This is a genomic window from Serratia sp. CY33525, from assembly GCF_052169115.1.
Classification (GTDB): domain Bacteria; phylum Pseudomonadota; class Gammaproteobacteria; order Enterobacterales; family Enterobacteriaceae; genus Serratia; species Serratia sarumanii.
Map to the genome: position 1 here is coordinate 266,496 of NZ_JBJNLK010000004.1, position 25,966 is coordinate 292,461.

The window sequence follows — 25,966 nt, forward strand, 5'->3', positions numbered from 1 at the left end:
AGCGACGCACCCGGTGCGCTTACAGCGAACCACGCGCCAACAGCGGGCAAGGCACTTTCACCGTCTCACGCTGCTCCCGCTGCTCAATCACATGCAGCGCCGCAAGGCGGCCCAGCTCGTAATGCGGCAGTTGCACCGTCGTTAATGCCGGCAGGAACAGCTCGCCGGTGCCGACCATATTGTCGTAGCCCAGCACCGCCACCTGTTGCGGTATCCGCCACCCTTGCGCCAGCAATACCTGATACACCAGAAAGGCTATCCGATCGTTTCCGCACACCACGACGTCGCAATCGCGCCGCCCGGGAGAGAAATGCCGCTCCAGCAGCGCGACGCAGTCGCGATAGCTTTGATCGCCGCCGCTCAGATCGAGATGATACTGCCGCAGCTGTTCAACATCGCGCCCCGCTTCGCGCCAGGCGCGTTCCAGACCGCGGCGGCGCAGGCCCGCCGCCAGCGTATCCGCCGGTAAATGAATGCACAGTGGCGCGCGATAGCCTTTGGCGATCAGCGTGCGCGTGGCGTCATACTGCCCTTGCTCGTCATCAGGAATGTAGCTGGCGATCGAATGCGCCGGGCTGACGCAGTTGGCCAGCACCAGCTTTTTGTCCAGCAGTTTGGCCGGCAATGTCACCTCGCGCAGCCCCATCGTGGTGAAGATCACCCCATCCGGACGATGCGCCAGCAGCAGATCGACGGTCTGTTCGGCGTTGTCGTCGGCAAACAGGTTGACGACGAAGCTGTTCCAGCCTCGCTCGCGCGCGGTTTTCTCAATCGACAGGATCATTTCCACCGAGAACGGCGTCGTGGCGGTGTCCAGCGCCAGCACCCCGAGCGTCTGCACGCGATTTCCGTCACCGCGAATACGCCGCGCCGACAGATCCGGCACGTAGTCCAACTGGTCGATAGCCTGTTTGACGCGGCGGTAGGTTTCCGGCCGCAGCTTGCCGGGTTCATTGATGGCGCGGGACACCGTCATCAACGAGACTCCGGCAAGTTTTGCGACGTCTTTCAGCGAAGCCATGCGCCCTTCTTTATGATTAATGGGGAAAAGTGAATAATCCCATAACCGGGCGCAGGACTCTACTCTGCGTTAGCAGGCTGTGATGTTAGCCCACAGGAGAGCGCCGTCAGCCGTCAGCGGCGCCACTTCGCCGCCCGCCGCCTGCGCCGCCCACCAGACGCCCTCGCGCGCCCGCAGTTCGCCGCCCCCCGGCAGCGACCAGACCCCGTTCAGCACATACAGCACGCCCGCCCGGTTGGGTGGCAAGGTGACGGGCGCCGTGCTGCGCCGCACCTCGGCCGCCTGCCGGCCGCGGCGCGTCATGATGTTGAAATCCTGACTGGCGCCGCCCAGCAGCGTCGCTTCCAGCGCCACGTCGCCGGAGAACGCGAACGGCTCCCCGACGCGCGCCAATTGATGGTCGATATGCCCGGCGCTGAACAGCCGCACGCCGTCGCCTTCCAGCAGCGTGATCGAACGATCGATGCCTGCAAAGGCGGAAAACGGCCCGTCCTGTGCGATGGTGGCGATGCTGGCGCGCCAGTCAAAATCCTGCGCGCCCGGCGGCCAGCTGACGATTTCACGGGTTTCCCCACCGCCGTTGCGCCACGGGCTGACCGGCAGCGCGGCGAAGCTAAAACGGGTCAGGCTCATTACGCCTCCTGCTGAAAGGTTTTCAGCACCTGCAGGAACTCGGCGCCGCTCTGCTGCTGCAGCGCGTGCCGCCCCTGCTCGATCACCTGCCGGCCGCCGACGAACACGTCGCGAATTTGCTCTTTACCGCCGGCGAACAGCCAGCGGTTGAGGATCGAGGCGTCCGGCGCCGCCGCCAGATACGGATCGTCGCCGTCCAGCACCAGCCAGTCGGCGCGATAGCCGCTCTGCAACCGGCCGATCGGCGCGCCGCACGCCTGCGCGCCGCCCTGCAGCGCCTGCAGGTACAGCACATCGCCCACCGCCGACTGTTCCGGCGTCGTCAGACGGTTGCGGCGCTGATCGCGCAGCCGCTGGCCGTATTCAAACCAGCGCAGCTCTTCCACCACGTTGAGCGAAACGTGGCTGTCGGAACCGATGCCCCAGCGCCCCTGCTGCTGCAGGTAAGCGTCGCCGGGGAAGATGCCGTCGCCGAGGTTGGCTTCGGTGGTCAGGCACAGCCCGGCCACCGCGCGGCTGCGCGCCAGCGCTTCCAGCTCGTCGCGATCCAGATGGGTGGCATGCACCAGGCACCAACGCTGATCGACCGGCAGATGGTCATACAGCCAGGCCACCGGGCGCTGCCCGCTCCACGTCAGGCAGTCGTTCACCTCTTTTTGCTGCTCGGCGATGTGAATATGCACCGGCAAAGTGCGATCCGACGCGGCCAAAATCTGCTGCATCTGGCCCAGCTCCACCGCGCGCAGCGAATGGAAGCACAGCCCCTGATTCTGCAACGGACGATCCGCCAGCTGGCGGGCAATCACCTGCTGCTGGTACAGATAGCTTTCGGTATCCTGGATAAAACGTTTCTGCCCCGGCTGAGCCGGCTGCGCGCCGAAACCGGCGTAGCTGTACAGCACCGGCAGCATCGTCATGCCGATGCCGGCCTGATGCGCGGCCTCGCTGAGGCGGCCGGTCATCTCACCGCGATCGGCGTAAGGCTTGCCGTCGGCGTCGTGATGCAGATAATGGAATTCGGCCACCTGGGTGTATCCGCCCTTGAGCATTTCGATATACAGTTGACGGGCGACTACCTCCACCTGCTCCGGCGTCAGGCGCTGCACCAGGCGGTACATCAGATCGCGCCAGGTCCAGAAGCTGTCCTGCGGGTTGCCCGCCACTTCCGCCAGCCCGGCCATCGCGCGCTGGAAAGCGTGGGAGTGCAGGTTCGGCATGCCCGGCACCGCGTCGCCGTGCAGCCGGGTGCAGCCTTGCGGCTCAGCGTCGGCGGTAACTTGAGTCAGATAACCTTGCGCATCGACGTCCAGCCGGACGTTATGCGCCCAGCCCTCAGGGAGCAAAGCGCGTGGGGCAAAATAAGCAGGCATGGCAGTATTCCACTGTTGGTGTAACGGCGAATGAGGCGCGGCGATGGCGCGCCTTCGGGAATTTTTGGCGGCCGCCGGCAAGTTTCTGGCGCGACGGCCACTAGTTGTATATACATATACATACGCCGACATCAACAGTAAACTGGTGTTATTATTTTTTTATTTGACGAGGTTAACGTCGTGGCTGAACAACAGACCGTGTTACAACTGGCGGCTGCAATGAGCGATGCCCCCGCCCCGATCTACCAACGGGTCAAACAGGCGATCGTGAATCAAATCCGTGCGGGGCATTGGCAACCGCACCAGCGCGTGCCCTCCGAAAGTGAACTGGTGGCGGAACTGGGCGTCAGCCGCATGACCATCAACCGCGCGCTGCGCGAGCTGACCAGCGAAGGCTTTTTGATCCGCATGCAGGGCGTCGGCACCTTCGTCGCCGAAGCCAAGGCGCATACCGCGCTGCTGGAAGTGCACAACATCGCCGATGAAATCGCCGCGCGCGGTCATCGCCACAGCAGCAAGATCCTCGAGCTGAAGGCCCGTGCGGCCAGCGAGGAAGAAGCGACGGCGCTGGGCATTCAGCCCGGCCAACGGCTGTTCTACTCGCAGATCGTGCATTACGAAAACGACGTGCCGGTGCAGGTGGAAGACCGCTGCGTCAACCCGCAGGTGGCGCCGGATTACCTGAAGCAGGATTTCGACCGCGTCACGCCTTACACCTACCTGACACAGGCTGCGCCGCTGACCGCCGGCGAACACATCGTCGAAGCGGTGATCCCCACCCGGCGCGAGCGCGAGCTGCTGCAGCTGGAGGACCACGAACCCGGCCTGCTGATCCATCGCCGCACCTGGTCCGGCAAAACCGTGGTGACCTCGGCCCGGCTGCTGTACCCCGGCAGCCGTTATCAACTGTTCGGCCGCTTCACCAGCGAAGTCTGATCCCCGGCGGGCGCGCCCTGCGCCCGCATCTCCGCTATCGATCACATCCTGATAACAAAATTTCGCCCGCCTCTTGTGACATCCCGATGAATGCGTTAGGTTGTTTTTAATTGTATATACAACCATGTGGGAGCTGCGGCTCCGGCGGAGGAAAGCAATGACGTCTGAGATTCACTGTGACAGCCTGTGGCACGGCGCCGATATCGTCACCATGCGCGACGGCAAGTATCACACCCTGACCGACGGCGCGATCGCCGTGCGCGACGGCAAGATCGTCTGGATTGGCGAACATGCGGCGCTGCCGTCCGGCCTGATCGCGGACGAAACGGTGAAATTCGACGGCGGCATCATCACCCCCGGTTTTGTTGACTGCCACACGCACCTGGTGTTCGGCGGCAATCGCAGCGGCGAGTTCGAACAGCGGCTGAACGGCGTGAGCTACGCCGAGATCGCCGCGCAGGGCGGCGGCATCATTTCCACGGTGAAAGCCACCCGCGCGGCCGACGAAGCGCTGCTGCTGGAGCAGGCGCTGTTCCGCCTGCGGCCGCTGCTGGCGGAAGGCGTCACCTGCGTGGAGATCAAATCCGGTTACGGCCTCAGCCCGGAAAGCGAACTGAAGATGCTGCGGGTGGCGCGCAAGTTGGGCGAGCTGTTGCCGGTCGAGGTGAAAACCACCTGTCTGGCGGCCCATGCGCTGCCGCCGGAATACGCCAACCGCGCCGACGACTACATCAACCTGGTCTGCGACACCATCATCCCGCAGGCGGCGGCAGCCGGCCTGGCGGATGCGGTTGACGCCTTCTGCGAACATCTGGCGTTCTCGCCGGCGCAGGTGGAGCGGGTCTTCGCCGCCGCCGAAGCCGCCGGTTTGCCGGTCAAGCTGCACGCCGAGCAGCTCTCCGCCCTCGGCGGCAGCACGCTGGCGGCGCGCCATCACGCGCTTTCCGCCGACCATCTCGAATACGCCACCGAACAAGATGCCCGCGCCATGGGCGACGCCGGCACCGTGGCGGTGCTGCTGCCCGGCGCCTATTACCTGCTGCGCGAAACCCAGTGCCCGCCGGTGGAGCTGTTCCGCAAGCACCAGGTGGCGATGGCGATCGCCAGCGACGCCAACCCCGGCACCTCGCCGGCGCTGTCGCTGCGCCTGATGATCAACATGGCCTGCACGCTGTTCCGCCTGACGCCGGAAGAAGCGTTGGCGGGCGTCACCACCCACGCCGCCAAAGCGCTGGGGCTGCAACACAGCCACGGCACGCTGGAAACCGGCAAGGTGGCGGACTTCGTTCACTGGCCGCTGTCGCGGCCGGCGGAACTGGCTTATTGGTTGGGCGGTCAGCTGCCCTGTACGGTGATTTTCCGAGGAGAAGTACGTCAATGACCATTCGCGATCCTTTTAGCTTCCAGACCGGCAGCCTGCCGCTGCTGATCAGCATCCCGCACGCCGGCACGCAACTGACGCCGGCGGTCGAAGCCGGGCTGACCGACGACGCCCGCCCGCTGCCCGATACCGACTGGCACATACCACAGCTGTACGAGTTCGCCCGGGCGATGGGCGCCAGCGTGCTGGTCGGCAACTATTCGCGCTTCGTCATCGATCTGAACCGCCCGGCGGACGACAAGCCGCTGTACACCACCGCCACCACCGGTCTGTATCCCGACGTGCTGTTCGACGGCCGCCCAAGCTTCCTGCCGGGCAAAGCGCCGACGGACGCAGAGCGCGCCGGCTATCTGCAGCAAATTTGGCAACCTTATCATCAGCAGCTGCAAGACGAACTGGCGCGCCTCAAAGCGCGGCACGGCTATGCGCTGCTGTTCGACGCGCACTCCATCGCCTCGGTGATCCCGCGGCTGTTCGAGGGCAAGTTGCCGGATCTCAATCTCGGCACCAACGGCGGCGAAAGCTGCGCCCAGGCGCTGAGCGATCGGCTGGTCGCCTGCTGCGAGCAGCAACAGCAGTACACCCACGTGCTGAACGGCCGCTTCAAGGGCGGTTACATCACCCGCGCCTACGGCCAGCCGCAGCAGCAACAGCATGCGATCCAGCTTGAGCTGGCGCAGGTGAACTACATGTCCGAACAGTATCCTTACGCGTTCGAACCGCAGCGCGCCGCCTCGCTGCAGCGCCTGCTCAAGCAGATGATTGAAGGCCTGTTGGACGGCGCCGCCAGACTCAACTGATCCCCTTTGCAGGCGCCGCCGGGCGCCTGTCTCTCCCCCTGCCTTTAACCGCATCGTCAGCCGCGTTCTGCGCGCCATATCAAAGTTTCGCGTGATTCCCCACCGACTGGTCTAAACAGCGCACAAAACAGCGGCCGACGAAAAACGCACTGCGCCACAATCAGCCGAAAAGCCCGCGCTCCTCGTCAGCGCCGGGCGGCGTGTGGCCGAGCTGGCCCGTTTCGAACCATCACTCTGGAGGCCCTATGTCTGTAACACCGTTAAACTGGCGCGCTGCCGGCGCCCTCGCCGAACAATTGCTGGCCGGCTGGCAACGGCGTGGCGAACCCGGCGGCGCCATCACCCTGTTTGACGCCGAACAACTCCGCGCCACCGCCTGCGCCGGCCTGGCCGATCTGGCGCAGAATACCCCCTTCACCGCCGACAGCGTGGTGCGCTACGCCTCAGTGACCAAGCACATCTTCGCCGCGCTGGCGCTGAACGCCACCGATCGCGCCATTCGGCTGGAGCAACGCCTGGGTGACCTGTTGCCCGCCCTGCAGCCCGCGCTGGCGGACGTCACCGTCGGCCAGGCGCTGGACATGACCGGCGGCCTGCCCGACGTGCGCGAAACGCTCGGCCTGCTCGGCATCTCGCTGCACGCCGTCAGCGAGGCGCAGCCGGTGATGCAGTTTGTCGAGGGGTTGGAAAGATTGAACTACGAAGCCGGCAGCGAGATCGCCTACAGCAATACCGGCTATCGGCTGCTGGAGGCCGCGCTGCGCAGCAAAGGGTATGATTTCGACCAACTGGTGCAACAGCACATCGCCCGGCCGCTGCAGTTGCAGATGCGGGCGCCGGAAAGCTGGTTCGACGTGGTGCCAGGGTTGGTGCCGGGTTACTGGCGAGCGCCGCAGGGCTGGCAACACGCCAGCGCCGGCCTGCACCTTTCCGCCTCCGGCAGCCTGACCGGCAGCCTCAACGCCCTCACCCGCTGGCTGCAGACGCTGCTGGCCAACGAAGGCACCGGCCAGGGCGTGCTGGCGCAACTCGGCGCACCGCGCCGCCTCAATCAGGGCCAACTCAGCGCCTATGGCCTGGGGCTGGCGCAAACCCCGCTGGGCCGCCGGCGCTTGCTCGGCCACGGCGGCTCCCACGCCGGTTACAAAACCTATTTCCTGCTGGCGCCCGATCGCCAGGCCGGCGTCGCGCTGGTGGCCAACCGCGAAGACTGCGACAGTTTCGGTATGGCTTTGCAGGTGATGGCGGCGCTGCTTGGCGAACCGCTGCCGCAGCGCAGCATGGCGATCCCCGACGGCCTTTACGCCACGCCGGCGGAGCCGCACTGGCTGGAGGTCAAAAATGGCAATCTGGCCTATCTGGGCAGCGATGAACCGCTGTATCAGGGCGAAGACGGCTACGCGGTGTCGCTGTCCGCCCATATGCCAATCAAATTGAAGTGGACCGGCGAAGCGGTCGAGGGCGAAGTCGGGCATGTGGCGCGCCGTTTCCTGCCGGTCACGGCCAACGGCGACTGCCTGAAGCATGTGCAGGGACTTTGGTATCACCCGCACTATCGCACCGCCTTTGAAATTCGCGGCGATCGGGTGCATATCGGCGTCGGCCCGGCGGCGCAGACCGGGACGCTCAGCCCGCTCGGCCAGGGCCGCATGCTGGTGGAGTGCCAGGACGGCCCGTGGTTAAAACGCTTTTGCCTCTATTTCCGCGGTTACAACGTGGATCTCATCGCCAACCGCAGCCGGATGCTGACCTTCCGCCGCAGCACCGTCGGCCGCGACTGACGCTCAGCGTGCGCTGCCGGTTTTGACCGCCAGCAGCGCATCCGCCAGCCGCCGTTTGTCGGCGGCGCTGAGATTCACCTGATCCACGGACGCCATAAACGCCGCCCGATCCGCCTCGCCGAGCGGGCCGGCGCGCAGCCGCTCCGCCAGCCGTTGCAATATCTGGCTGCTCAGCTGTGCGATCTGCGGGCGCACCTGCGCCAACGGCCGCGGCTGCCAGCCGGGTTCCGGGCTCGCCAGCCAGTCGGCGCGATAGCGGTACTGAATCGCCTTGGCGGCGTCCATCTGCGCGGCGATAAAAGGCCGCACCGACGCCGGCTCCAACCCCAAACGCCCCGCCTCCGCCTGCGCGCTGGCCAACACCTTCGCCTCCTGCGCCAGGTCTTCGATCGGCAAATGCCGCTGCGCCTTGTAACCGGCGACGTCCTTCATCAACGACAGCCGTTGGTTCACCAGCTCGCCGATAGCGGCTGCGCCCTCTGCCAACGCGGGAAAACTGGTCAAACAGCAGGCTATCAATAACGCCCTGAACATGGCGCCTCCCTTATGATGCAGTGAAAACGTAAGGCCCAAAGTTCACCACGTCCGCCCCGCGCTGGCAAATAAAAAGGCCCCGCCGCAGCGAGGCCCGATAACGCTCGACAAACCTTAGTCGAACACGCCGTTGATGACGGAAGCCACAATCGCGGTGCTGAGTGCGACCAGCACCAGATCGTCGCCGGCGATACGCCACTCATAACCCGGGTACTGCGGCAGATCGCGCAGCATCGAGTAAGGCACCACTTTTTTGGCGATGCCCGGCGGCAGCGGTTTACCGCGCGCCAGATTCTTGGCGATGCCCGGTGGCAGCGAGCTGTAGCCGGTCAGGCCGTAGTTGCGCGCCAGCGAACGGGCGCGGTCGCGCGAGAGGCTGACGGAAACCAGATTATCGTCGTTTCTATAGCCGCCTTTATCTTTATTGCCTTTGTTGCCGTTGTTGCCATGGTTACCGCTATTACCGTGATTGCCGCTGTTGCCATGGCCATTACCGTTGCCGTTACCATTGCCGCCTTTGTCAGCCAGGGCCGGGGCGGATGACAACCCCAGCGACGCGATCAGCGCCAACACCGTGAGGGTCGTACGACGTTTGTTCATGTTGTGTATTCCTGCGTGGGGGACTCTGTTGACTATAGCGGGTCTTTTCCGGACGAAGTATAAGGAAAACTCCGAGATAACAAGTGCAGTTTGACGGCAGTCGCGCCAATAGCTTGTTTCAACGCAACACGCCTCGAGAATTCCGAAACTTACCTCAGATTTTTCTTGAAGAAAAATAAGCCTTACGCTAGCGTGGGAGGGTAACAAAAAAGAGTTAGCGTGCTCTTTTTCGTCGCACCTCAAATCTTATTCTTATCATCCATAATGATAATAGCGAACACTTCCCGCCTCTCCGTGCGGGATTCTTTTTCCCGCCGCTGTCGCCCCAATCTGGTGCTTTATGTTGAGATTTGGTTGCCAATAATTTACATTCGCTGTCTGAGAAACCTCAACCTCCCGCGGTGGCCAGGCTGGCAACGGGTGGGCGTTCAGGAGCAAAAGACGTGCAAATGACCCTCATGGAATACATCACTCGGCACTTTAACGGCGATCTTCATCGTTACGCGCAGTCGGAAGGCGTCAGCCGTGAACAAATCATTAGTTGGATAAATAATGAATGTCACGTGATCAAAGGCAGGCTGTTTATGCCGGTGAAGCATCTCCCGGTTGAACAAGCCCAGTGATGACAAAAAAAAACCCCGCCAGGCGGGGTTTTCTGTTTCTGATAACACGGAAAATCAGAAGTTATAGCCGACCACGAGGTAATAACCCCAGCCGGTAGACTTGATCGGGCCCTGCGGGGTGCCGATATCCGCGCCATCCTGCCACTGGCCGCCGTTATGGAAGTAACGCGCCACGAAAGAATAGTGCCAGTGATCGTAGTTCAGCGCCAAAATATGACTGGAGGCGATCGAGTTGCTGGTGCGCACCTGTTTGCCGGTGCCGTCAACCCAATGGCTGTCCTTGCCCAGATCGGAACCGAAGTCGAAGTTGGTGAAGCCGATGTAGCTCAGGTTGCCGCCCCACACCTGGGTCAGCGGCACGAAGTATTTCACCTTGAAGCGGTAACCGTCCCAGCTGTTCTCGTTGGCGGCCTGGTAGTTTTCCCACTGGTATTTGGCATAGATGTTCATCGACAGGCTCATCGGCAGGCCGGTGTCGATATCGGTGCCCAGACCCATGTACCAGGTGTTCTGACGGCCGTCGGCGTTGTGGCCCAGATCATAGATGTAGTTGTTGGCGAAGTACCACTCTTTGAACGGACCGAAGCTCAGATCGGTGCCGGTCAGCTTGTCGATGGAGAAGCGCGGTTCAATCTCCATAAACAGCGGGGAACCTTTGTCCCAGATGCCGCGATCCGGGGTATTGCCCACGCCGAAGAACTTCGGCACGTCAACGTAACCGTAGAAATCGAACCAGTCTTTCTTAGCGAAGGCTTCGTATTCGAGATACACGTCGTTATTCAGCTGCGGCCCGAAGCGGGTGTGGTAGCTGCCCACCACGTTGACGCTCTGGTGCCACCAGTCGGAGACATATTGACTGTCTTTGCTATCAGCCATTGATGATGCACTGTAAGACGCTGCGAGCAGTACACCTGCTGCGAGAGCTATTTTTTTCATTTTATTACCACATGCTTAAAGGGCCATTTCCTGCCCGTTTAGAAAAGATGACAATGAGTCTGCCGACACCTGGCGTTGTCTTCACACAGAAACTCGGATGACGCGCGCATTATAGAAACCACTGACTGTAAGAATCTGTGATCCAGTTACGCATTTCGCGAATAGGTAATCGATTGCGTTCACATTTGTCAAATTATGTTTCATACAAATTCACATTCGCTGTGATTTTTGTCATGCACATCGATTTTTAGCGCAGTTTTTGAGCCAACTGTCATCAGGGCGTCACCTGCCTGCCATTGAGCCGCGGCAAAGAAAAAGCCGACGTATAAACGTCGGCCTTCATCAAAATCAGTAAAAAATACGCAAAGCGAAATCAGTTCACCGCCGGCACCGCTTTGGCGATGTTTTCCTGGCGGAACGCCACCTCTTCGCCGTTTTTCACCTCCCAGCTGGCGACCGGGATATCGGTCTTGGGCGCCGCCGCGACGACCGAGCCGTAAATCAGCTTGTCGTCGCGGCGCAAAATATAAACGTCAAGCTGATATTCATGCCGCAAATTCGCCGTGGTCAGGCGCACGGTATCGCCGCGCTCGTAGTGATGCACGTCGATTTCGGGTTGTTGAATAAATTGAATGTCGCTTCTCATCGTCGTCGTTCCTTCAGGCAACATGGCTAGTTAAATTCTAGTTCAACATTGCGCCGACGGCGGATAATTTCCGTTAATTTCCACGGGTTGCCCGCCAACAGATCAGCGAGCCGAGAGTGACCATCGCCACGCCCTGCCAGAAATTGACGGTCAGCGAGGTGTGCAACACCAGCGCGGCGAACACCGCCGACAACACCGGGGTAAAATAAGAGACGGTCGCCAGCAGCGTCATGTTGCCGTGCAGAATGCCGACGTTCCAGGCGGCATACCCCGCCCCCATCGCCACCCCGGCGCACAGCAGCGTCACGATCACGCCGGCGCTGAACTGCATGCCGCTTTCCGCGCTGAAGGCATATTTAAGCCACAGCGCCAGCGCGGTCAGCACAATGAACAGCACCACGCCGTTGCTGCCCTGGGCGATCTTCTTGGTCAGGTTGCAGTACAGCGCCCAGATCACCGCGCCGCTGAACGCCAGCCCGTAGCTGAGCGGATTGCTGCGCACGTTGGCCAGCATCTGCGCCGGTGACCAGCCGCCCTCGCCGCTCATGATCCAGCCGATGCCGAACAGCGACAGCAGCAGCCCCGGCAGCAGCCACCATTTCGCCTTTTGGCCGTTGAGCGCCAGCGCCATCAGCACGGTGAAACAGGGCCACAGGTAGTTGATCATGCCCACTTCTATCGCCTGCAGGCGGGTATTGGCGTAGCCGAGCGACAGCGACAGGCAGATCTCGTAGCTGACGAACAGCAGGCTGCCGACGATGAGATAAGGCCGCGGAAAGCTGCGCCATTTCGGCACGCCGAGCGCCACCAGCAAAAACACCGCGCTGACGCTGTAGATCATCGCCGCGCCGCCGATCGGCCCCAGCCCTTCGCTGACGCTGCGGATCAGGCCGACGACGCTGCTCCACAACACAATAGCCAACAAACCGAACAGCGTGGCGCGGGTACGCGAGGGCAAAGCGGGCATAAGGCGAGTCCAATGGGTTATTTTTTATCAGGTTTTTCACTCTACTGCCGCACGCGCCAAAAAGAAAGGCGGGAAATTCCCGCCTGTGATTTTATTGCTGCGGCTGCCGCTCGAGCTGCGGCGGCGGCTGGCGAAAACGCCGGGTCAGCCAGGCCAAATAGCCGAAGCCCAGCGTCGCCCAGATCAGCCCCATGGTCAGCGAGCTCTTCTCCAGGTTCAGCCACAGCACCCCCACCGTCAGCGCCCCCACCAGCGGCAGGAACAGGAAGTTGAAGCGATCCTTCCAGCTTTTGTTGCGCCCTTCGCGAATGAAGAAGTGGCTGATCACCGACAGGTTGACGAAGGTAAAGGCCACCAGCGCGCCGAAGTTGATCAGCGCCGTGGCGGTCACCAGATCGAACGACAGCGCCGACAGCGCCACCAGCCCGACCATCAGCACGTTGAGCGCCGGCGTGCGCCATTTAGGGTGGATGTAGCCGAAGAATTTCTCCGGGAACACGTTGTCACGCCCCATCACGTACAGCAGGCGCGACACGCTGGCGTGCGACGCCAGGCCGGAGGCCAGCGTGTTGATAAAGGTCACGCACAGGAAGATCGACTGGAACAGCTTGCCGCCGACGTACAGTGCGATCTCCGGCAGCGCGGCATCGGGCTGGTGGAAACGCTGAATGGTCGGGAAAAACAGCTGGATGAAGAACGACACGCTGATAAAGATCACCCCGCCGTACAGCGCGGTCAGGAAGATGGCGCGCGGGATCACCTTGGCGGCGTCGGGCGTCTCTTCGCACAGCGTGGTGACCGCGTCAAAGCCGAGGAACGAGAAGCACAGGATAGTGGCGCCGGTAATGATCGGCAGCAGGTGCGCATTCTCACTGAGGAACGGCCGCAGGCTCCACACCGTGCCCATCCCCTCGCCGTTGTGCAGGCCGCGCACCACCAGGTAGATGAACACCAGAATGATCGCCACCTGCGCCAGCACGAACAGGGTATTGAAGTTGGCCACCAGATTGACGCTTTTCAGGTTGATGGCGGTAATCAGGATAACGAAGCCCACCACCCACACCCAGGGCGGCACTTCCGGGAACAGCGCGGTCAGGTAAATCTTCGCCAGCAGCGTGTTGATCATCGGCAGGAACAGATAATCGAGCAGCGATGACCACCCCACCAGAAAACCGACGTGCGGGTTGATCGCCTTCTGCGCATAGGTGTAGGCGGAGCCGGCGGTAGGAAACTGGCGCACCAGTTTGCCGTAGCTGATGGCGGTGAACAGCACGCCGGCCAGCGCCAGCAGATAGGAGGTCGGCACATGGCCGTCGGTGAGGCCGGAGACGATGCCGAAGGTATCGAACACCGTCATCGGCGTCAGATAGGCCAGGCCCATCATCACCACCTGCCACAGCTTGAGGGATTTGCGCAGCTGCGGTTTGCCCGCCGGGCCGCCGTCGGTGGCTTTAATCGTCATGGCATTTCCCCTCTTGGTCCTCTGCTGTCAACCGCGCAACGTCATTCAGAGAGGCCGCGGGGAAACTGCTGCTCAGGCGGCGGGTAAAACGGGTTGAGGTCACTGTCGGGCGGCCGGCGACCGGCCCGTAGGCACTGCGGCACAGGCAAACGTCTGCGCATGGGAATGACTGAGTCATGGTTATTTCCTCGTCGGCGTCCTGTACGCCGTGATAGAAGAAATTCAGTACCGCAGCGCGCAGCCTCACCGGCCACAGGAGAGCCGATGAAATGCGCCGGACGCGCGCGGTAGTCGCAGGGTGAGCGGGATCAGGCGTTTTTCAGCATCCACTCGATTTCGGTTTCGGTGATCAGGCGCTCGAACTGCACCAGCTCATCGGTTTTGCAGGCCAGATAGACGTGGCTGAAACGTTCGCCCAGCAATGCATTGAGCACCGGCTGATGTTCGAACTCGTACAGCGCGTCGCTCTGGCGGATCGGGAACGCCAGCCCGTCCTGCTCCAGCCCGTTGCCGGTCACCGGCTCAGGCAGCGGCAGCGCGGTTTCCAGCCCGTAGACGATGCCGGCCAGAATGGCCGCCATCACCAGATAAGGGTTGGCGTCGGCGCCCGCCACGCGGTACTCCACGCGGTGGTTGTCGCGATCGCCGCAGGGAATGCGCAGCGCCACGGTGCGGTTGTTATGCCCCCAGGAAGCCTGGGTCGGCACATACATGCCGGGCTGGAAGCGACGGTAAGCGTTGACGTTCGGCGCCAACAGCGCCATCGAGGACGGCATCAGGGCGATCATGCCCGCCAGCGCCTGTTTCAGCAGCGCCGAATCTTCGCCGTCGTCGTCGGCGAACACGTTGTTGCCCTGCGCGTTCAGCATGCTGATGTGCACGTGCATGCCGCTGCCGGCGTGTTCCTCATACGGCTTGGCCATAAAGGTCGCCTGCATGTTGTGGTTCTCAGCCACCATGCGCACCAGCCGCTTCAGCGCCAGCGCGTGATCGCAGGCCTGCAGCACGTCGTCGGTATGGTGCAGGTTGACCTCGAACTGCCCCGGCGACGCCTCCGCCACCGCGCCGTCCGCCGGAATGCCCTGCAAACGCGCCAGTTCATCGATCTCGCTCAGCACGTCGGCGAAATGGTTGAGGTTATCGACGGAATACACCTGGCTTTGGGTGTTGCGCTCTTGCGTGCCCGGCGCGCACGGCGGCTGCAGATAGCCCTCCGCGTCGCGTTGACGATCGATGAGATAGAACTCCAACTCTACCGCTACCACGGGGGAAAGCCCGCGCTGACGCAAACGCTGCCACACTCGGTTCAGCACATTGCGCGGTTCAACGTCAAAGGGAGTGCCATCTTCATCCAGCATGGTGAGCAGCACCTGCGCGATATATTGCGGGTCCGCCGCCGACGGCGTCAGCGTGCCCGGCACCGGCACGCACACGTGATCCGGCTCGCCCAGCTCCTGCCCCAACCCGGCCTCTTCTACGACGTTGCCGAGAATATCCATCGCAAATACCGACGCCGGGAAGTAACAGCCCTTCTCAAGTTTGTTCAGGCCGCCGACCGGGATGCGTTTGCCGCGGAAGCTGCCGTTCAGATCGGTCAACAGTACGTCGACATGTTGGGTTAACGGATAACGTTCCAGATACTTTTTCACTTCGCGCTGGAACGCGCTACTTCGTCTCTCTTCACTGTGCTGAACAAAGTTTTCCACTTCTACGATGTTGGTCTGCATGGTTCACCCGCCGTTTGTGTTTTGCTGTCGTCGATGTTTATTGACCGTCTTGTTCAATATAATGCCCACAAATGAAACGTAGATGAAACAAATTTGTTTTGCAAGTGTTACTTTTGGTTTGAATATTGCCCAATCGACTGCTAGATTTATAGAATATTGAACGAAATCGGCGGTGGAGATGCTTATCGTTCATAATTTCGAACGTACCAAGGGGATAGCATGGACAATATATTTAACAGACCAGTCATCGGCGTCGTCATGTGCAGGTATAGGTTAAACGGGCACCTCACACAGACCTTGCAAGAAAAGTACCTGAATGCCGTTATCGCCGCCGGCGGCCTGCCGATCGCCCTGCCGCACGCGCTGGCGGAGCCGGAAATGCTGGCGGAACTGCTGCCGCGACTCGACGGCATTTTGCTGCCGGGCAGCCCCAGTAATGTGCAGCCGCACCTTTATGGTGAAAACGGCGATGAGCCTGACGCCGATCCTGGCCGAGACGCGTTGAGCCTGGCGCTGATCCGCCAGGCGTTCGACAGGCGCATTCCCCTTTTCGCCATTTGCCGCGGCATGCAGGAGATGGTGGTCGCCACCCAAGGCACCCTGCACCGCCGCCTGTACGAACTACCCGAGCTGCTGGAGCATCGTGAAGACCACGACCTGCCGCTGGAACAGCAATACGCCCCCGCCCACGAAGTCATCGTTCAGGAAGGGGGGCTGCTTTCGCAACTGATACCGGATTGCAACAGATTCTGGGTGAACTCGCTGCACGGCCAGGGCGCCAAAACCCTGGGCGCGAGCGTGCGCATCGAGGCGCACGCCGCCGACGGGCTGGTGGAGGCGATCAGCGTGCGCGATCAGCCCTTCGCGCTCGGCGTGCAGTGGCACCCGGAGTGGAACAGCGACGAGTACGCCCTGTCGCGCCTGTTGTTTGATGGTTTCATCACCGCCTGTCGGAACTATCAAAAGGAAAAACGCCCATGAGCGACGTCAGCTTGGCACCGGGAAAACGTCTGTCGCAGATCCGTCAACAATTAGGGTTGTCGCAGCGCCGGGTCGCCGAACTGTCTGGGTTAACCCACAGCGCCATCAGCACTATCGAACAAGATAAGGTCAGCCCGGCCATCAGCACGCTGCAAAAGCTGCTGACGGTATACGGTCTGTCACTGTCGGCGTTTTTCGCCGAGCCGGAAAAACCGGCGGAGCCGCAGATCGTGATCGGCAGTGACGATCTGATCGAAATCGGCAGCCAGGGCGTTTCGATGAAGCTGATCCACAACGGCGACCCGAACCGCACGCTGGCGATGATGATCGAGACCTACGAACCGGGCACCACCACCGGCGAGCGCATCAAACATCAGGGGGAAGAGATCGGCACGCTGCTGGAGGGCGAAGTGGTGCTGCAGGTCAACGGCCAGAGCTATCACCTGCTGGCCGGGCAGAGCTACGCCATCAATACCGGCATCCCCCACAGTTTCAGCAACACGTCGGCGCGCATTTGCCGGATTATCAGCGCCCATACGCCGACGACATTCTGATCAACGGAGCCAGGCATGAACTTTCACCATTTGCAGTATTGGCAACAACGGGCGCAGACCCTGAAGATTGAGCACCGGTTGTTTATCGACGGCCACTACCAGCCGGCCGCCGCGGGGAAATTTTTCGCCGTGGAAGATCCCGCCGGGCGCCGTGAGCTGGCGCAGGTTGCGCGCGGCGAAGCCGCCGACATCGATCGGGCGGTCAGCGCGGCGCGCGCCGTCTTTGAACGCGGCGACTGGGCGCAGGCCGCCCCGGCGCAGCGCAAAGCCACGCTGCTGCGCTTCGCCGATCTGATGGAGCAGCATCACGAAGAGCTGGCGCTGCTGGAAACGCTGGACACCGGCAAACCGATTCGCCACAGCCTGCGCGACGACGTGCCGGGCGCCATTCGCTGCATTCGCTGGTACGCCGAAGCGATCGATAAGGTCTACGGCGAAATCGCCCCCACCGGCCGCGAGGCGCTGGCGCTGATCGAGCGCGAGCCGATCGGCGTGGTCGGCGCCATCGTGCCCTGGAACTTCCCGCTGCTGCTGGCCTGCTGGAAACTCGGCCCGGCGCTGGCCGCCGGCAACAGCGTGGTGCTCAAACCCTCCGAAAAATCGCCGCTCAGCGCCATCCTGCTCGGCAAGCTGGCGCAGCAGGCCGGGCTGCCGGACGGCGTGCTGAACGTGGTGCCCGGCTATGGCCACGACGCCGGCAAGGCGCTGGCGCTGCACCGCGACGTCGACGCCCTCACCTTTACCGGCTCCACGCCGGTGGCAAAGCAGCTGATGATCTACGCCGGCGAATCGAACATGAAACGCGTCTGGCTTGAGGCCGGCGGCAAGAGCGCCAATATCGTCTTCGCCGACTGTCCGGATCTGGATCAGGCCGCCCGCAGCGCCGCCGCCGGCATCTTCTATAATCAGGGGCAGGTGTGCATCGCCGGCACTCGCCTGCTGGTAGAGGCGAGCATTCAGCAGGAATTCCTGCAGGCGCTGCGCAAACACGCGGCGGCCTTCGCTCCCGGCGATCCGCTCGATCCCGACACGGTGATGGGCACGCTGATCGACAGCGGCCACTGCGAGAAAGTGGCCGGCTATATCGATCAAGGGCTGAGCCAGGGCGCCGCGCTGTTCCTCGACGGGCGCGACCATCCGCAGGGCGACCACGCCGGTTATCTGGGGCCGACCATCCTCACCCAGGTGAACAACGCCATGAGCGTGGCGCGCGATGAAATCTTCGGCCCGGTGCTGGCGGTGACTACCTTCGACGACGAGCAACAGGCGCTGCAGCTGGCCAACGACAGCGACTACGGCCTCGGCGCCGCGGTCTGGACCCGCGATCTGGCTCGTGCGCACCGCATGGCGCGCCAGCTGAAAGCCGGCACGGTATTCGTCAACAACTACAACGACGGCGACATGACCGTGCCGTTCGGCGGCTACAAGCAGAGCGGCAACGGCCGCGACAAATCGCTGCACGCGCTGGACAAGTTCACCGAATTGAAAACTACCTGGATCTCGCTGGAATAAGGGCTTATCTCATGACTGAACACGTAAAAAGCTACTATGCGGCCACGGCCAACGCACATCAGCCCTATCCGCAACTGAACGAATCGATCGAGTGCGACGTCTGCGTGATCGGCGGCGGCTATACCGGCCTCTCCTCCGCGCTGTTTCTGGTGGAAGCCGGCTATAACGTGGTCGTACTGGAAGCGGCGCGCATCGGTTTCGGCGCCAGCGGCCGCAACGGCGGCCAGTTGGTCAACTCCTACAGCCGCGACATCGATGTGATTGAAGAGCGCTACGGCGCGGAAAGCGCCCGCCTGCTCGGCAGCATGATGTTTGAAGGCGCGGAGATCATCCGCAGCCGCATCAGCCGCTACGCCATCGACTGCGACTATCGCCCCGGCGGCATCTTCGCCGCGCTGAACAACAAGCAGTTCCATGCGCTGATCGAGCAGAAACGCAACTGGGAACGTTACGGCAATACCCAGCTCGAGCTGCTCGATGCGGACCGGGTGCGCCAGGAGGTTGCCAGCGATCGCTACGTCGGCGCGCTGCTCGATCACAGCGGCGGCCACATCCATCCGCTCAATCTGGCGCTGGGCGAGGCCGAGGCGATCCGCCTGCAGGGCGGGCGCATCTTCGAGCAATCGGCGGTGACGAACATCCGCCACGGCGAACCGGCGCTGATCAGCACCGCCAACGGCCAGGTGAAGGCGCGTTTCGTCATCGTCGCCGGCAACGCCTATCTGGGCGACAAGCTGGAGCCGCGGCTGGCCAAGCGCAGCATGCCGTGCGGCACTCAGGTGGTGGCCACCGAGCCGCTGGCGCCGGAGATCGCGCAGGCGCTGATCCCGCAGAACTACTGCGTGGAAGACTGTAACTACCTGCTGGATTACTACCGCATCACCGCCGATCATCGCCTGCTGTACGGCGGCGGCGTGGTGTACGGCGCGCGTGATCCGGACGACATCGACAACCTGATCCGGCCAAAATTGCTGAAGACCTTCCCGCAGCTGAAAGGGGTGCGTATCGACTATCGCTGGACCGGCAACTTCCTGCTGACGCTGTCGCGCATGCCGCAGTTCGGCCGGCTGGAGAATAACGTCTACTACATGCAGGGCTACAGCGGCCACGGCGTGACCTGTACCCATCTGGCGGGCAAGCTGATCGCCGAGTTGATGCGCGGCGACGCCGAACGCTTCGACGCCTTCGCCAAGCTGCCGCACCTGCCGTTCTTCGGCGGGCGCAATCTGCAGATCCCGTTCACCGCCATCGGCGCGGCCTACTACACGCTGCGCGACCGCATCGGCGTCTAAAACAGCAGGCCCGGTCATCCTGGCCGGGCCTGTGCGTTAACGCTTAGACGATCTTCGGTTGGCCGTCCGAGGCGGTCGCCCCGCCATCGACCGGAATGTTGGCGCCATTGATAAAGCTGGCGTCGTCGCTGGCCAGAAACGCCATCACCGCCGCCACTTCTTCTGGCTCCGCAGCGCGCCCCAGCGCGATGCGCTCATTGAACTTGTCGCGGATTTCCTGCGGCCAACCGTTGGTCATGTTGGTTTTCACCAGGCTCGGGCAGACCGAGTTGATACGCACGCCGTCACCGCCGTGATCCAGCGCCATGGCGCGCGTCAGGTTGACCACCGCGCCTTTCGCCGCGCAGTAATAGGCCGCGCCCCAGTCGCCGCCCAGGCCGGACACCGACGCGGTATTGACGATGCAGCCCTTGGTCTTCAGCAGATGCGGCAAGGCGAATTTGGAGCAGAACACCACGCCGTCGATATCGACCCCGGCGATGCGCCGCCAGTCATCGACGCTGGTTTCCAGCACGCTGCCCGCCACGTGTACGCCGGCGTTGTTCAGCAGAACGTCGATGCGGCCCAGTTTTTCCGCCACCTCGTTCATCATTTTTTCAACCGCGACGTGATCGGACACGTCGATATGCACCGCCATCGCCCGGCCCTTCGGCAGCGAAGCGGCAACCTTGTCTACCGCCTCTTTAGCCCAGTCGGCCAGCACCACGATGGCGCCCTCGGCGGAGAACCGCCGCGCCGCCGCTTCCCCCATGCCATTGCCCGCACCGGTGATAACCACGACTTTATTGTCAAAACGCATGAGACCTCCTCCATGTGAACGTATTTATATAAGTCATACAAATCTCATTGCCCCGAGGATAAGACGCCCCTCCCCTGAGCGCCAGTCAAAACGTGCGGTTTATTAACCAAAAGGAGGTATGTCAGTGATTTCAATGCGCTGGGTTAACCTTTATCGGATTTTGGCCAACATATTGATGGATAGAATAAAATCCCGGCCCGTCACTATTTTCCTGGCGGATTGTCAGCCAGCGGGACTATTGCGGATAGGCGGTTATGGCCGCTCAGAGATAAGCGATGTGAATGAAAAACGGCAGCCGCCCGCAGGCGGCCGCGACTATTTTTTCTCGATGGGGATCACCAGCAGATCGACGTTCAGCTCGTTGATCGCCTGACGCGCCGAAGAGACCAGTCGGCTCCAGACATCGTGATGGTGGCCGAAGATCACCAGATCGAACCCTTTCTCCTTCGCCACCCGGTTCAGTTCCTCCGTCAACGCACCGCGGCTGACGATCACCTCTTCAACCGGATACGACGACTGCCCTTTGATCGCATTGAGCATATTCTTCACCCGCTCTGAAAAGGTGCGATCGGTGTAGTTATAATCGCCCACGCCCAGATCGACGTAATAACCGGCGCGATGAATGTCGATATAGATCAGGGAAAGTTGGGCATTGAGCGCGGCGGCCAGCCTGGCGCCCTTGCCCAGCAGGAACTCGGCGTCTTCGCTGAGATCCGTGGCGACAACGATATGCCGATAAGCCATGATGGCGGCCCTCCTCGTCAACTCCGTAAACAGGATGGCGCTCCTTGCCGCATGTTTCTCATGCACCTTAAGTTTAGCCTAGCGCCGGTTCGCTCGCCTGTCTCGCAATCGTTCCATCTGTGGAACGATGCATCCCGCCTTTGCGGTCTACCGGATTTTTCTCCCCTCCCTACACTGTAGGCAAGCGCTGAGTTTCAGCCTTATCAATCAAAGCAGATATCCATTGACCTCACGACAAGAGAAGGAAAAAACCATGAGCACTCCAGCCAACTTCAACGGCCAGCGTCCTGTTATTGATGCCAATGACGCCGTCATGCTCCTGATCGACCACCAGAGCGGCCTGTTCCAGACCGTCGCCGACATGCCGATGACCGAACTGCGCGCCCGCGCCGCCGCACTGGCCAGCATCGCCACCCTCAGCAAACTGCCGGTGATCACCACCGCTTCAGTGCCGCAGGGCCCGAACGGCCCGCTGATCCCGGAAATCCATCAGAATGCGCCGCACGCGCAATACGTCGCCCGCAAAGGGGAAATCAATGCCTGGGACAACCCGGACTTCGTGGCGGCGGTCAAAGCCACCGGCCGCAAGACGCTGATCATCGCCGGCACCATCACCAGCGTCTGCATGGCCTTCCCGTCCATCAGCGCGGTGGCCGAAGGCTATAAAGTGTTCGCGGTGATCGACGCCTCCGGCACCTACTCGAAAATGGCGCAGGAAATCACCCTGGCGCGCGTGGTGCAGGCCGGCGTGGTGCCGATCGACACCGCCGGCGTGGCCTCGGAGCTGCAGGGCAGCTGGAACCGCGCCGACGCTCAGCAGTGGGCCGAGGTTTACACCAAAATCTTCCCGGCCTATCAACTGCTGATCGAGAGCTACCTCAAAGCGCAGGACGTAGTGAAAAACAACGAACTGCTGGACTCCCAGCGCTAAAGGCGCCCAGGCACAAAGCCCCGGCACCCTGCCGGGGCTCGCCATGAAAACGCGCAAAAGCCGCCGTTTCTGCCTTCTGTTCTTCCCTTCACGCGAAACCGCTTTCTGTTATAAAAGCGGGGATAAGCGCTTAATCGTCATGAAAAAGCCATAAAAACTTAATAAATCAATCTGTTCTCGACACTGGTACATTATCGTTGCTACGATAATTATTTATATTCGCAGGAAATGACCTCAAGGATGGCTATGATTGGCAAAAGAACACTGACGCTAGCTGCGCTGACACTCAGTTTGGCAGGCTGCCAGCCGGCACCGCCAAGCTATGTGGAAAACGCGAATGCCTTGATCGCCAAACAGATCAGCGCAATTAGCCTGCAAACGGCACAGTGCAAATTTGCCCAAGACGGGCACTATTGGATTTCGGCTTGCTCGTTGGGTACTGCGCACACCGCACCGGTGTTCGCCCTGTTCGAACAGGAAGGCGTTATGCAGGCCAACGACAATCTGGCCATCGCCGTCGTGCCGCTCAACGAGCAAGCTCGCCACCTCTCACAGGATCCGCGCTTCACTATCCCGGTAATGCAACGCCGCATTCCCGTAGACGCGGATAAAGCCTTCAATCGCTTATTTGCCCAATCATCGCCTTAACCCTTCTCAGCCGACGATCGCGATCCCCAGCCGCTCCAGCAGCTGCGCGGCCTGGTGGCTGTCCATTTTGACGCCCTGCAGATCGGTGGTGCGCAAATCCAACTCGCCCAGTTCCGCGTTGCTCAAATCGCACTGGGTGACATCGGCGGCGCGCCAGTCGAATCCGGAGAACTCGCCGCCGGACAGATCGGAGCCGCTGAAGCTGGCGCCGAGCACCTGTGCGCCGTGCCAGCGGTTTTCCCACAGCTCGCATTTCTCCAGCACCACCTTGGCGAAGTTGGCGTAGCTCAGGTTGCTTTTAGTGATATAGGCGCTGCAAAACCAGGTGCGGCTGGTGATCATGTTCATAAAACTGGCGCCGCGAAAATCGGCGCCCTGCGCGCGGCATTCGCGGATCTCCAGCCCCAGGGCGCTGGCGTAGCGGAAGTCGGCCATCGACAAATCGCAGCTTCTGAAGCTGGCGTCTTTGAGTACCGCACGGCTGAAATTGCCGCCCTGTCGGCTGTCACGATCGTAAAACTGGCAGCCGATAAACTCGGTGCCGGTGAGATCGGTGCCCGAAAAATCACACAGCATAAAGCTGCCGTTTTCAATCTTCTCGCCGGTAAAGCGGTTACGGTCAATCTTTTCACCCTTCAACATCAGACTCATCGCAGCGCACCTGTTTATTTATACAGTCGGTGCGGCATTTAATCCTATTCCAGCTGAGTTGGCAACCATCACCGATCGGCGGGCCTCCGCTCTAACGCCACCTTGACGATGCTGAATGTCCTGACGCTCTCCGCCTGAGCGACGTCGGCAAACAAACGGGGGTAACGGGAGTTGACCACCCACACTTCGCCATCGCGCAGCGCGGCGCCGGTCGGCCCATCCAATTCCGGCGGCGTGGCGACCGCCGTGATATGCGCGCTGGCCCAACCGTCGTTCGAGGCGAGCAGCGTTACGTTGCCGGACATGCCCCCTTTTCTCCCCGGAAAAGACTGTACGATCACCAATTCATGGGCGTTTTTGAGCCGCAGCCCGTCCGGCCCTTTCAGCCGCTGCGGCAGCCTGATTTCACTTATTGCAGGCGCGTTATCCAGCGTCACCTTCCACAACAGCCCGCGGGTGTAGTCCGCCGCAATCAGATAGCCATCCGGGTGATACACGATGCCGTTGAGATAAGGCTGCGTGCCCTGCGCAGCGGCAGGTGCGTCGGCGGGCATCAAACGCGCCGAGCGCACCAGAATCGACACCTGGCGTGTTGCCCGGTCAATCTTGTAAATCTGCGGCTGGAAGCTGTCGGTCACGTAGATATTGCCCTGCACGTCGAGCGCCAGATCGTTGGCCAGCGTCGGCCCACGGCTTAACGATGAAAGATCGTACGTCTGCTGCAGCGCGCCGGTATCGAGATTGAACTCCAGCACCTGCGCCACGCGATTGCGCGTGCCGGAGGCTGAGTTGAGGGATACGCCCACGTCTTCGTTGCACACCAGCACCCGGTTGCGCTCGGCGTCCACCAGCATGCCGGAGGTGGTGATAAGCCCACTGCCGGTGGAAAAGCGCCGATAGCGGCCATCCGGGTAGACCAGGCCGAGCTGCCCGCCACGCAGGGACGACACCAGGAACGCGCCGGCGCGCGCATTCCAGGCGATGCCTTCAGGGTAGGCGCCGGCGGCATCCGGCGAGAAGTCGATGCGCTGCGCGGCCTGCGCCTGCATGACGCCGCTGAGAAACAGCGCGGCGCCGGCAAGCTGGGTGAGGCGCCGGCGCCGCGGCAACAAGAAAGAAAAGAGGCTGAAGCGGAACATAAGCATGATCCTGATGAGGACTCGGATCGCTAGAGTAGGATCGCGCCGCTCACGGCACCAGCCGGGAAAAAGGCAATGCGCTACTAAAAAAATCGCAGTAATCGGCGCAAAAAAAACCGCCCGGGCGGGCGGTTGAGGCGACGGCGAACCGTTACTTCAGGGCTTCCTGAATGGCGTCGGCCATCGGGCCGATGTGCTTCTCCGCCGCCTTCAGCTGGAAGTCCACGCCGTTGCCGTCGTTGGTATCCGACAGCGTGGCCTTGATCAGCTCCAGCGCCGCCTGCACCGCCACCAGCCGTTTATGCTGTTCGTCCGTGACCGGTTTGGCGCCCATATTGGCCGGATAGTAATGTTCTAACATCGCGATCTCCTTTTGATGACGTTAACCTCTAACCTACCAGAAAACCGCGCATTTACTAAGGAAACCAGGCCCTGCGCGGCCGAGTGACGATAAATTGCACTATACTGGGCAAACACGCCCCCTGCTACAGGACCATCGCCATGCCATTCCAGGGAAGCTGCCACTGCGGCGCCGTCACCTTCTCCGTGGACGCCGAACTGCCCACCGAGGCCCTCAGCTGCAACTGTTCGATCTGCCGCCGCAAAGGGCTGCTGCTGTCGTTCTTCCCCATCAGCGCTTTCACACTCAACAGCGGCCAGGACCAACTCAGCGCCTACACCTTCAATCAGCACAAGATCCGCCATCAGTTCTGCCGAGTCTGCGGCGCTCAGCCCTTCGCCTACGGCACCGCGCCGGACGGCGCCGCGATGTGCGCCGTCAACCTGCGCTGCGTGCCTGACGTCGCGCTGGATGCGTTGCAGATCCACAGCTACGACGGCGCCAGCGTCTGAGATGCCGCGTTTTCAGCGGTAGACGGAGAACTTCTTGGTCAACGGCTTAAGCTGTTCGGCGTCGCCGTAGAGCGCCACCGCCACGAAATCCAGCTGTTCGTAAGGGGTGTTGGCGGTGTCGGCGATCTGCTGTTCGGCGGAGTGCGACAGCATGGTGGTGGTGAAGAAGTTGGACAGCACGCCCTCCTCCTTGCATTTGAGGATCAGGTTGCTGAGCTGGCTGCTGTTTTTAGCCTGCAGGATCACTATCGGATAGTGGCTCATATTGGCGCTGACGCCGTCGAGGCTGCTCGGGTAGTGGTGAAACTCGCGCTGTTCGATGAGATCGGTGATGCCCGCCGTCAGATGGCAGGAGGCGTTAAACAGCGTGGCCGGTTCGTGATTGCGGTTGAGGATGATATAAAACTTTTTCTCGTTGTCGCTGTACATACTCTTCTCCTTGAATA

The 25,966-nt window shown here is 61.7% G+C and carries 28 protein-coding genes; 12 read left to right on the plus strand and 16 right to left on the minus strand.

The genetic code is table 11. The features are described 5' to 3' along the window. Positions 1-19 precede the first annotated feature (19 nt). From ACJ8IM_RS12645 to ACJ8IM_RS12655, 3 genes are all read right to left on the minus strand, one after another. A complete protein-coding gene (locus ACJ8IM_RS12645) occupies positions 20-1,021 on the minus strand; it encodes a LacI family DNA-binding transcriptional regulator (RefSeq protein WP_033653889.1) in 1,002 nt (333 codons plus the stop codon). Positions 1,022-1,090: 69 nt separating this feature from the next. Beyond that, complete coding sequence (locus tag ACJ8IM_RS12650; RefSeq protein ID WP_033653888.1) at positions 1,091-1,654, minus strand: HutD/Ves family protein; 564 nt, start codon at positions 1,652-1,654, stop codon at positions 1,091-1,093. Beyond that, positions 1,654-3,024 (minus strand): formimidoylglutamate deiminase, encoded by a 1,371-nt coding sequence (locus ACJ8IM_RS12655; RefSeq protein WP_033653887.1) that lies wholly within the window; start codon positions 3,022-3,024, stop codon positions 1,654-1,656. Before ACJ8IM_RS12655 ends, ACJ8IM_RS12650 begins: the two co-directional genes overlap by 1 nt. A gap of 180 nt (positions 3,025-3,204) precedes the next feature. Between ACJ8IM_RS12655 and hutC the strand changes: the two genes are divergently transcribed. The 4 genes from hutC (at position 3,205) to ACJ8IM_RS12675 (ending at position 7,922) form a co-directional block, all read left to right on the plus strand. Beyond that, positions 3,205-3,960, plus strand: coding sequence for a histidine utilization repressor (gene hutC, locus ACJ8IM_RS12660; protein ID WP_033653886.1), 756 nt, complete (start codon positions 3,205-3,207; stop codon positions 3,958-3,960). A gap of 157 nt (positions 3,961-4,117) precedes the next feature. After that, positions 4,118-5,341, plus strand: a complete 1,224-nt coding sequence (hutI, locus tag ACJ8IM_RS12665) for an imidazolonepropionase (RefSeq protein WP_033646347.1) — start codon at positions 4,118-4,120, stop codon at positions 5,339-5,341. Next, positions 5,338-6,141: an N-formylglutamate deformylase gene (gene hutG / locus ACJ8IM_RS12670; protein ID WP_033646348.1), complete on the plus strand. Its 804-nt coding sequence runs from the start codon at positions 5,338-5,340 to the stop codon at positions 6,139-6,141. The genes hutI and hutG overlap by 4 nt, the downstream gene beginning before the upstream one ends. Positions 6,142-6,386: 245 nt before the next feature. Beyond that, positions 6,387-7,922: a serine hydrolase domain-containing protein gene (locus tag ACJ8IM_RS12675; RefSeq protein ID WP_033653885.1), complete on the plus strand. Its 1,536-nt coding sequence runs from the start codon at positions 6,387-6,389 to the stop codon at positions 7,920-7,922. A 3-nt stretch (positions 7,923-7,925) separates the two neighbouring features. Here ACJ8IM_RS12675 and ACJ8IM_RS12680 read toward each other — a convergent pair whose 3' ends face one another. Both ACJ8IM_RS12680 and ACJ8IM_RS12685 read right to left on the minus strand, forming a co-directional pair. Continuing rightward, positions 7,926-8,456, minus strand: a complete 531-nt coding sequence (locus tag ACJ8IM_RS12680) for a chorismate mutase (RefSeq protein ID WP_033653884.1) — start codon at positions 8,454-8,456, stop codon at positions 7,926-7,928. Positions 8,457-8,570: 114 nt separating this feature from the next. After that, on the minus strand, positions 8,571-9,056 hold the full coding sequence (locus ACJ8IM_RS12685) for an anti-virulence regulator CigR family protein (protein WP_033646351.1): 486 nt from the start codon (positions 9,054-9,056) through the stop codon (positions 8,571-8,573). 443 nt (positions 9,057-9,499) lie between these two features. Here ACJ8IM_RS12685 and ACJ8IM_RS12690 point away from each other — a divergent pair, with 443 nt between their 5' ends. Then, on the plus strand, positions 9,500-9,679 hold the full coding sequence (locus ACJ8IM_RS12690) for a hypothetical protein (protein ID WP_025160261.1): 180 nt from the start codon (positions 9,500-9,502) through the stop codon (positions 9,677-9,679). Positions 9,680-9,733: 54 nt separating this feature from the next. On the opposite strand, the gene ACJ8IM_RS12695 is transcribed toward ACJ8IM_RS12690, so the two are convergent. From ACJ8IM_RS12695 to ACJ8IM_RS12715, 5 genes are all read right to left on the minus strand, one after another. Beyond that, positions 9,734-10,615 (minus strand): nucleoside-specific channel-forming protein Tsx, encoded by an 882-nt coding sequence (locus ACJ8IM_RS12695; RefSeq protein ID WP_004941293.1) that lies wholly within the window; start codon positions 10,613-10,615, stop codon positions 9,734-9,736. Between the two features lie 373 nt (positions 10,616-10,988). After that, entirely contained in the window at positions 10,989-11,261 is a 273-nt protein-coding gene (locus ACJ8IM_RS12700; RefSeq protein ID WP_004941292.1) for a hypothetical protein, read from the minus strand. A 73-nt stretch (positions 11,262-11,334) separates the two neighbouring features. Further along, complete coding sequence (gene yddG / locus ACJ8IM_RS12705; protein ID WP_033653883.1) at positions 11,335-12,228, minus strand: aromatic amino acid DMT transporter YddG; 894 nt, start codon at positions 12,226-12,228, stop codon at positions 11,335-11,337. 91 nt (positions 12,229-12,319) lie between these two features. Continuing rightward, a complete protein-coding gene (locus ACJ8IM_RS12710; protein ID WP_033646354.1) occupies positions 12,320-13,690 on the minus strand; it encodes an APC family permease in 1,371 nt (456 codons plus the stop codon). Positions 13,691-13,998: 308 nt separating this feature from the next. Then, on the minus strand, positions 13,999-15,417 hold the full coding sequence (locus ACJ8IM_RS12715; RefSeq protein ID WP_101455828.1) for a glutamine synthetase family protein: 1,419 nt from the start codon (positions 15,415-15,417) through the stop codon (positions 13,999-14,001). A gap of 219 nt (positions 15,418-15,636) precedes the next feature. Between ACJ8IM_RS12715 and puuD the strand changes: the two genes are divergently transcribed. The 4 genes from puuD to ACJ8IM_RS12735 are packed head-to-tail and all read left to right on the plus strand — an operon-like array spanning position 15,637 to position 19,756. Then, a complete protein-coding gene (puuD, locus tag ACJ8IM_RS12720) occupies positions 15,637-16,398 on the plus strand; it encodes a gamma-glutamyl-gamma-aminobutyrate hydrolase (RefSeq protein ID WP_043147308.1) in 762 nt (253 codons plus the stop codon). Then, positions 16,395-16,952 carry an HTH-type transcriptional regulator PuuR gene (gene puuR, locus ACJ8IM_RS12725; protein WP_033638246.1) on the plus strand — a complete coding sequence of 186 codons (558 nt, stop codon included), beginning with the start codon at positions 16,395-16,397 and terminating at the stop codon, positions 16,950-16,952. The genes puuD and puuR overlap by 4 nt, the downstream gene beginning before the upstream one ends. A gap of 15 nt (positions 16,953-16,967) precedes the next feature. Further along, positions 16,968-18,464: an aldehyde dehydrogenase PuuC gene (puuC, locus tag ACJ8IM_RS12730; RefSeq protein WP_101455827.1), complete on the plus strand. Its 1,497-nt coding sequence runs from the start codon at positions 16,968-16,970 to the stop codon at positions 18,462-18,464. A gap of 11 nt (positions 18,465-18,475) precedes the next feature. Beyond that, entirely contained in the window at positions 18,476-19,756 is a 1,281-nt protein-coding gene (locus ACJ8IM_RS12735; protein ID WP_033653879.1) for an NAD(P)/FAD-dependent oxidoreductase, read from the plus strand. A gap of 43 nt (positions 19,757-19,799) precedes the next feature. Here ACJ8IM_RS12735 and ACJ8IM_RS12740 read toward each other — a convergent pair whose 3' ends face one another. Both ACJ8IM_RS12740 and ACJ8IM_RS12745 read right to left on the minus strand, forming a co-directional pair. Further along, positions 19,800-20,555 (minus strand): SDR family NAD(P)-dependent oxidoreductase, encoded by a 756-nt coding sequence (locus tag ACJ8IM_RS12740; RefSeq protein WP_025302549.1) that lies wholly within the window; start codon positions 20,553-20,555, stop codon positions 19,800-19,802. A gap of 315 nt (positions 20,556-20,870) precedes the next feature. Next, positions 20,871-21,299: a universal stress protein gene (locus ACJ8IM_RS12745; RefSeq protein WP_033638240.1), complete on the minus strand. Its 429-nt coding sequence runs from the start codon at positions 21,297-21,299 to the stop codon at positions 20,871-20,873. A gap of 253 nt (positions 21,300-21,552) precedes the next feature. Here ACJ8IM_RS12745 and ACJ8IM_RS12750 point away from each other — a divergent pair, with 253 nt between their 5' ends. Further along, positions 21,553-22,230, plus strand: coding sequence for an isochorismatase family protein (locus ACJ8IM_RS12750; protein ID WP_016928046.1), 678 nt, complete (start codon positions 21,553-21,555; stop codon positions 22,228-22,230). Between the two features lie 246 nt (positions 22,231-22,476). After that, a complete protein-coding gene (locus ACJ8IM_RS12755; protein ID WP_047571642.1) occupies positions 22,477-22,878 on the plus strand; it encodes a hypothetical protein in 402 nt (133 codons plus the stop codon). 6 nt (positions 22,879-22,884) lie between these two features. Here ACJ8IM_RS12755 and ACJ8IM_RS12760 read toward each other — a convergent pair whose 3' ends face one another. From ACJ8IM_RS12760 to ACJ8IM_RS12770, 3 genes are all read right to left on the minus strand, one after another. Next, entirely contained in the window at positions 22,885-23,529 is a 645-nt protein-coding gene (locus tag ACJ8IM_RS12760; protein WP_049196620.1) for a Qnr family pentapeptide repeat protein, read from the minus strand. 68 nt (positions 23,530-23,597) lie between these two features. After that, positions 23,598-24,668, minus strand: a complete 1,071-nt coding sequence (locus ACJ8IM_RS12765) for an SMP-30/gluconolactonase/LRE family protein (RefSeq protein WP_229601708.1) — start codon at positions 24,666-24,668, stop codon at positions 23,598-23,600. A 151-nt stretch (positions 24,669-24,819) separates the two neighbouring features. Then, complete coding sequence (locus ACJ8IM_RS12770) at positions 24,820-25,029, minus strand: hypothetical protein (RefSeq protein ID WP_025160266.1); 210 nt, start codon at positions 25,027-25,029, stop codon at positions 24,820-24,822. 140 nt (positions 25,030-25,169) lie between these two features. Here ACJ8IM_RS12770 and ACJ8IM_RS12775 point away from each other — a divergent pair, with 140 nt between their 5' ends. Continuing rightward, positions 25,170-25,520 (plus strand): GFA family protein, encoded by a 351-nt coding sequence (locus tag ACJ8IM_RS12775; protein ID WP_033653875.1) that lies wholly within the window; start codon positions 25,170-25,172, stop codon positions 25,518-25,520. A 12-nt stretch (positions 25,521-25,532) separates the two neighbouring features. On the opposite strand, the gene ACJ8IM_RS12780 is transcribed toward ACJ8IM_RS12775, so the two are convergent. Then, positions 25,533-25,949 carry a DUF2000 domain-containing protein gene (locus tag ACJ8IM_RS12780; RefSeq protein WP_033638236.1) on the minus strand — a complete coding sequence of 139 codons (417 nt, stop codon included), beginning with the start codon at positions 25,947-25,949 and terminating at the stop codon, positions 25,533-25,535. Positions 25,950-25,966: the final 17 nt, after the last annotated feature.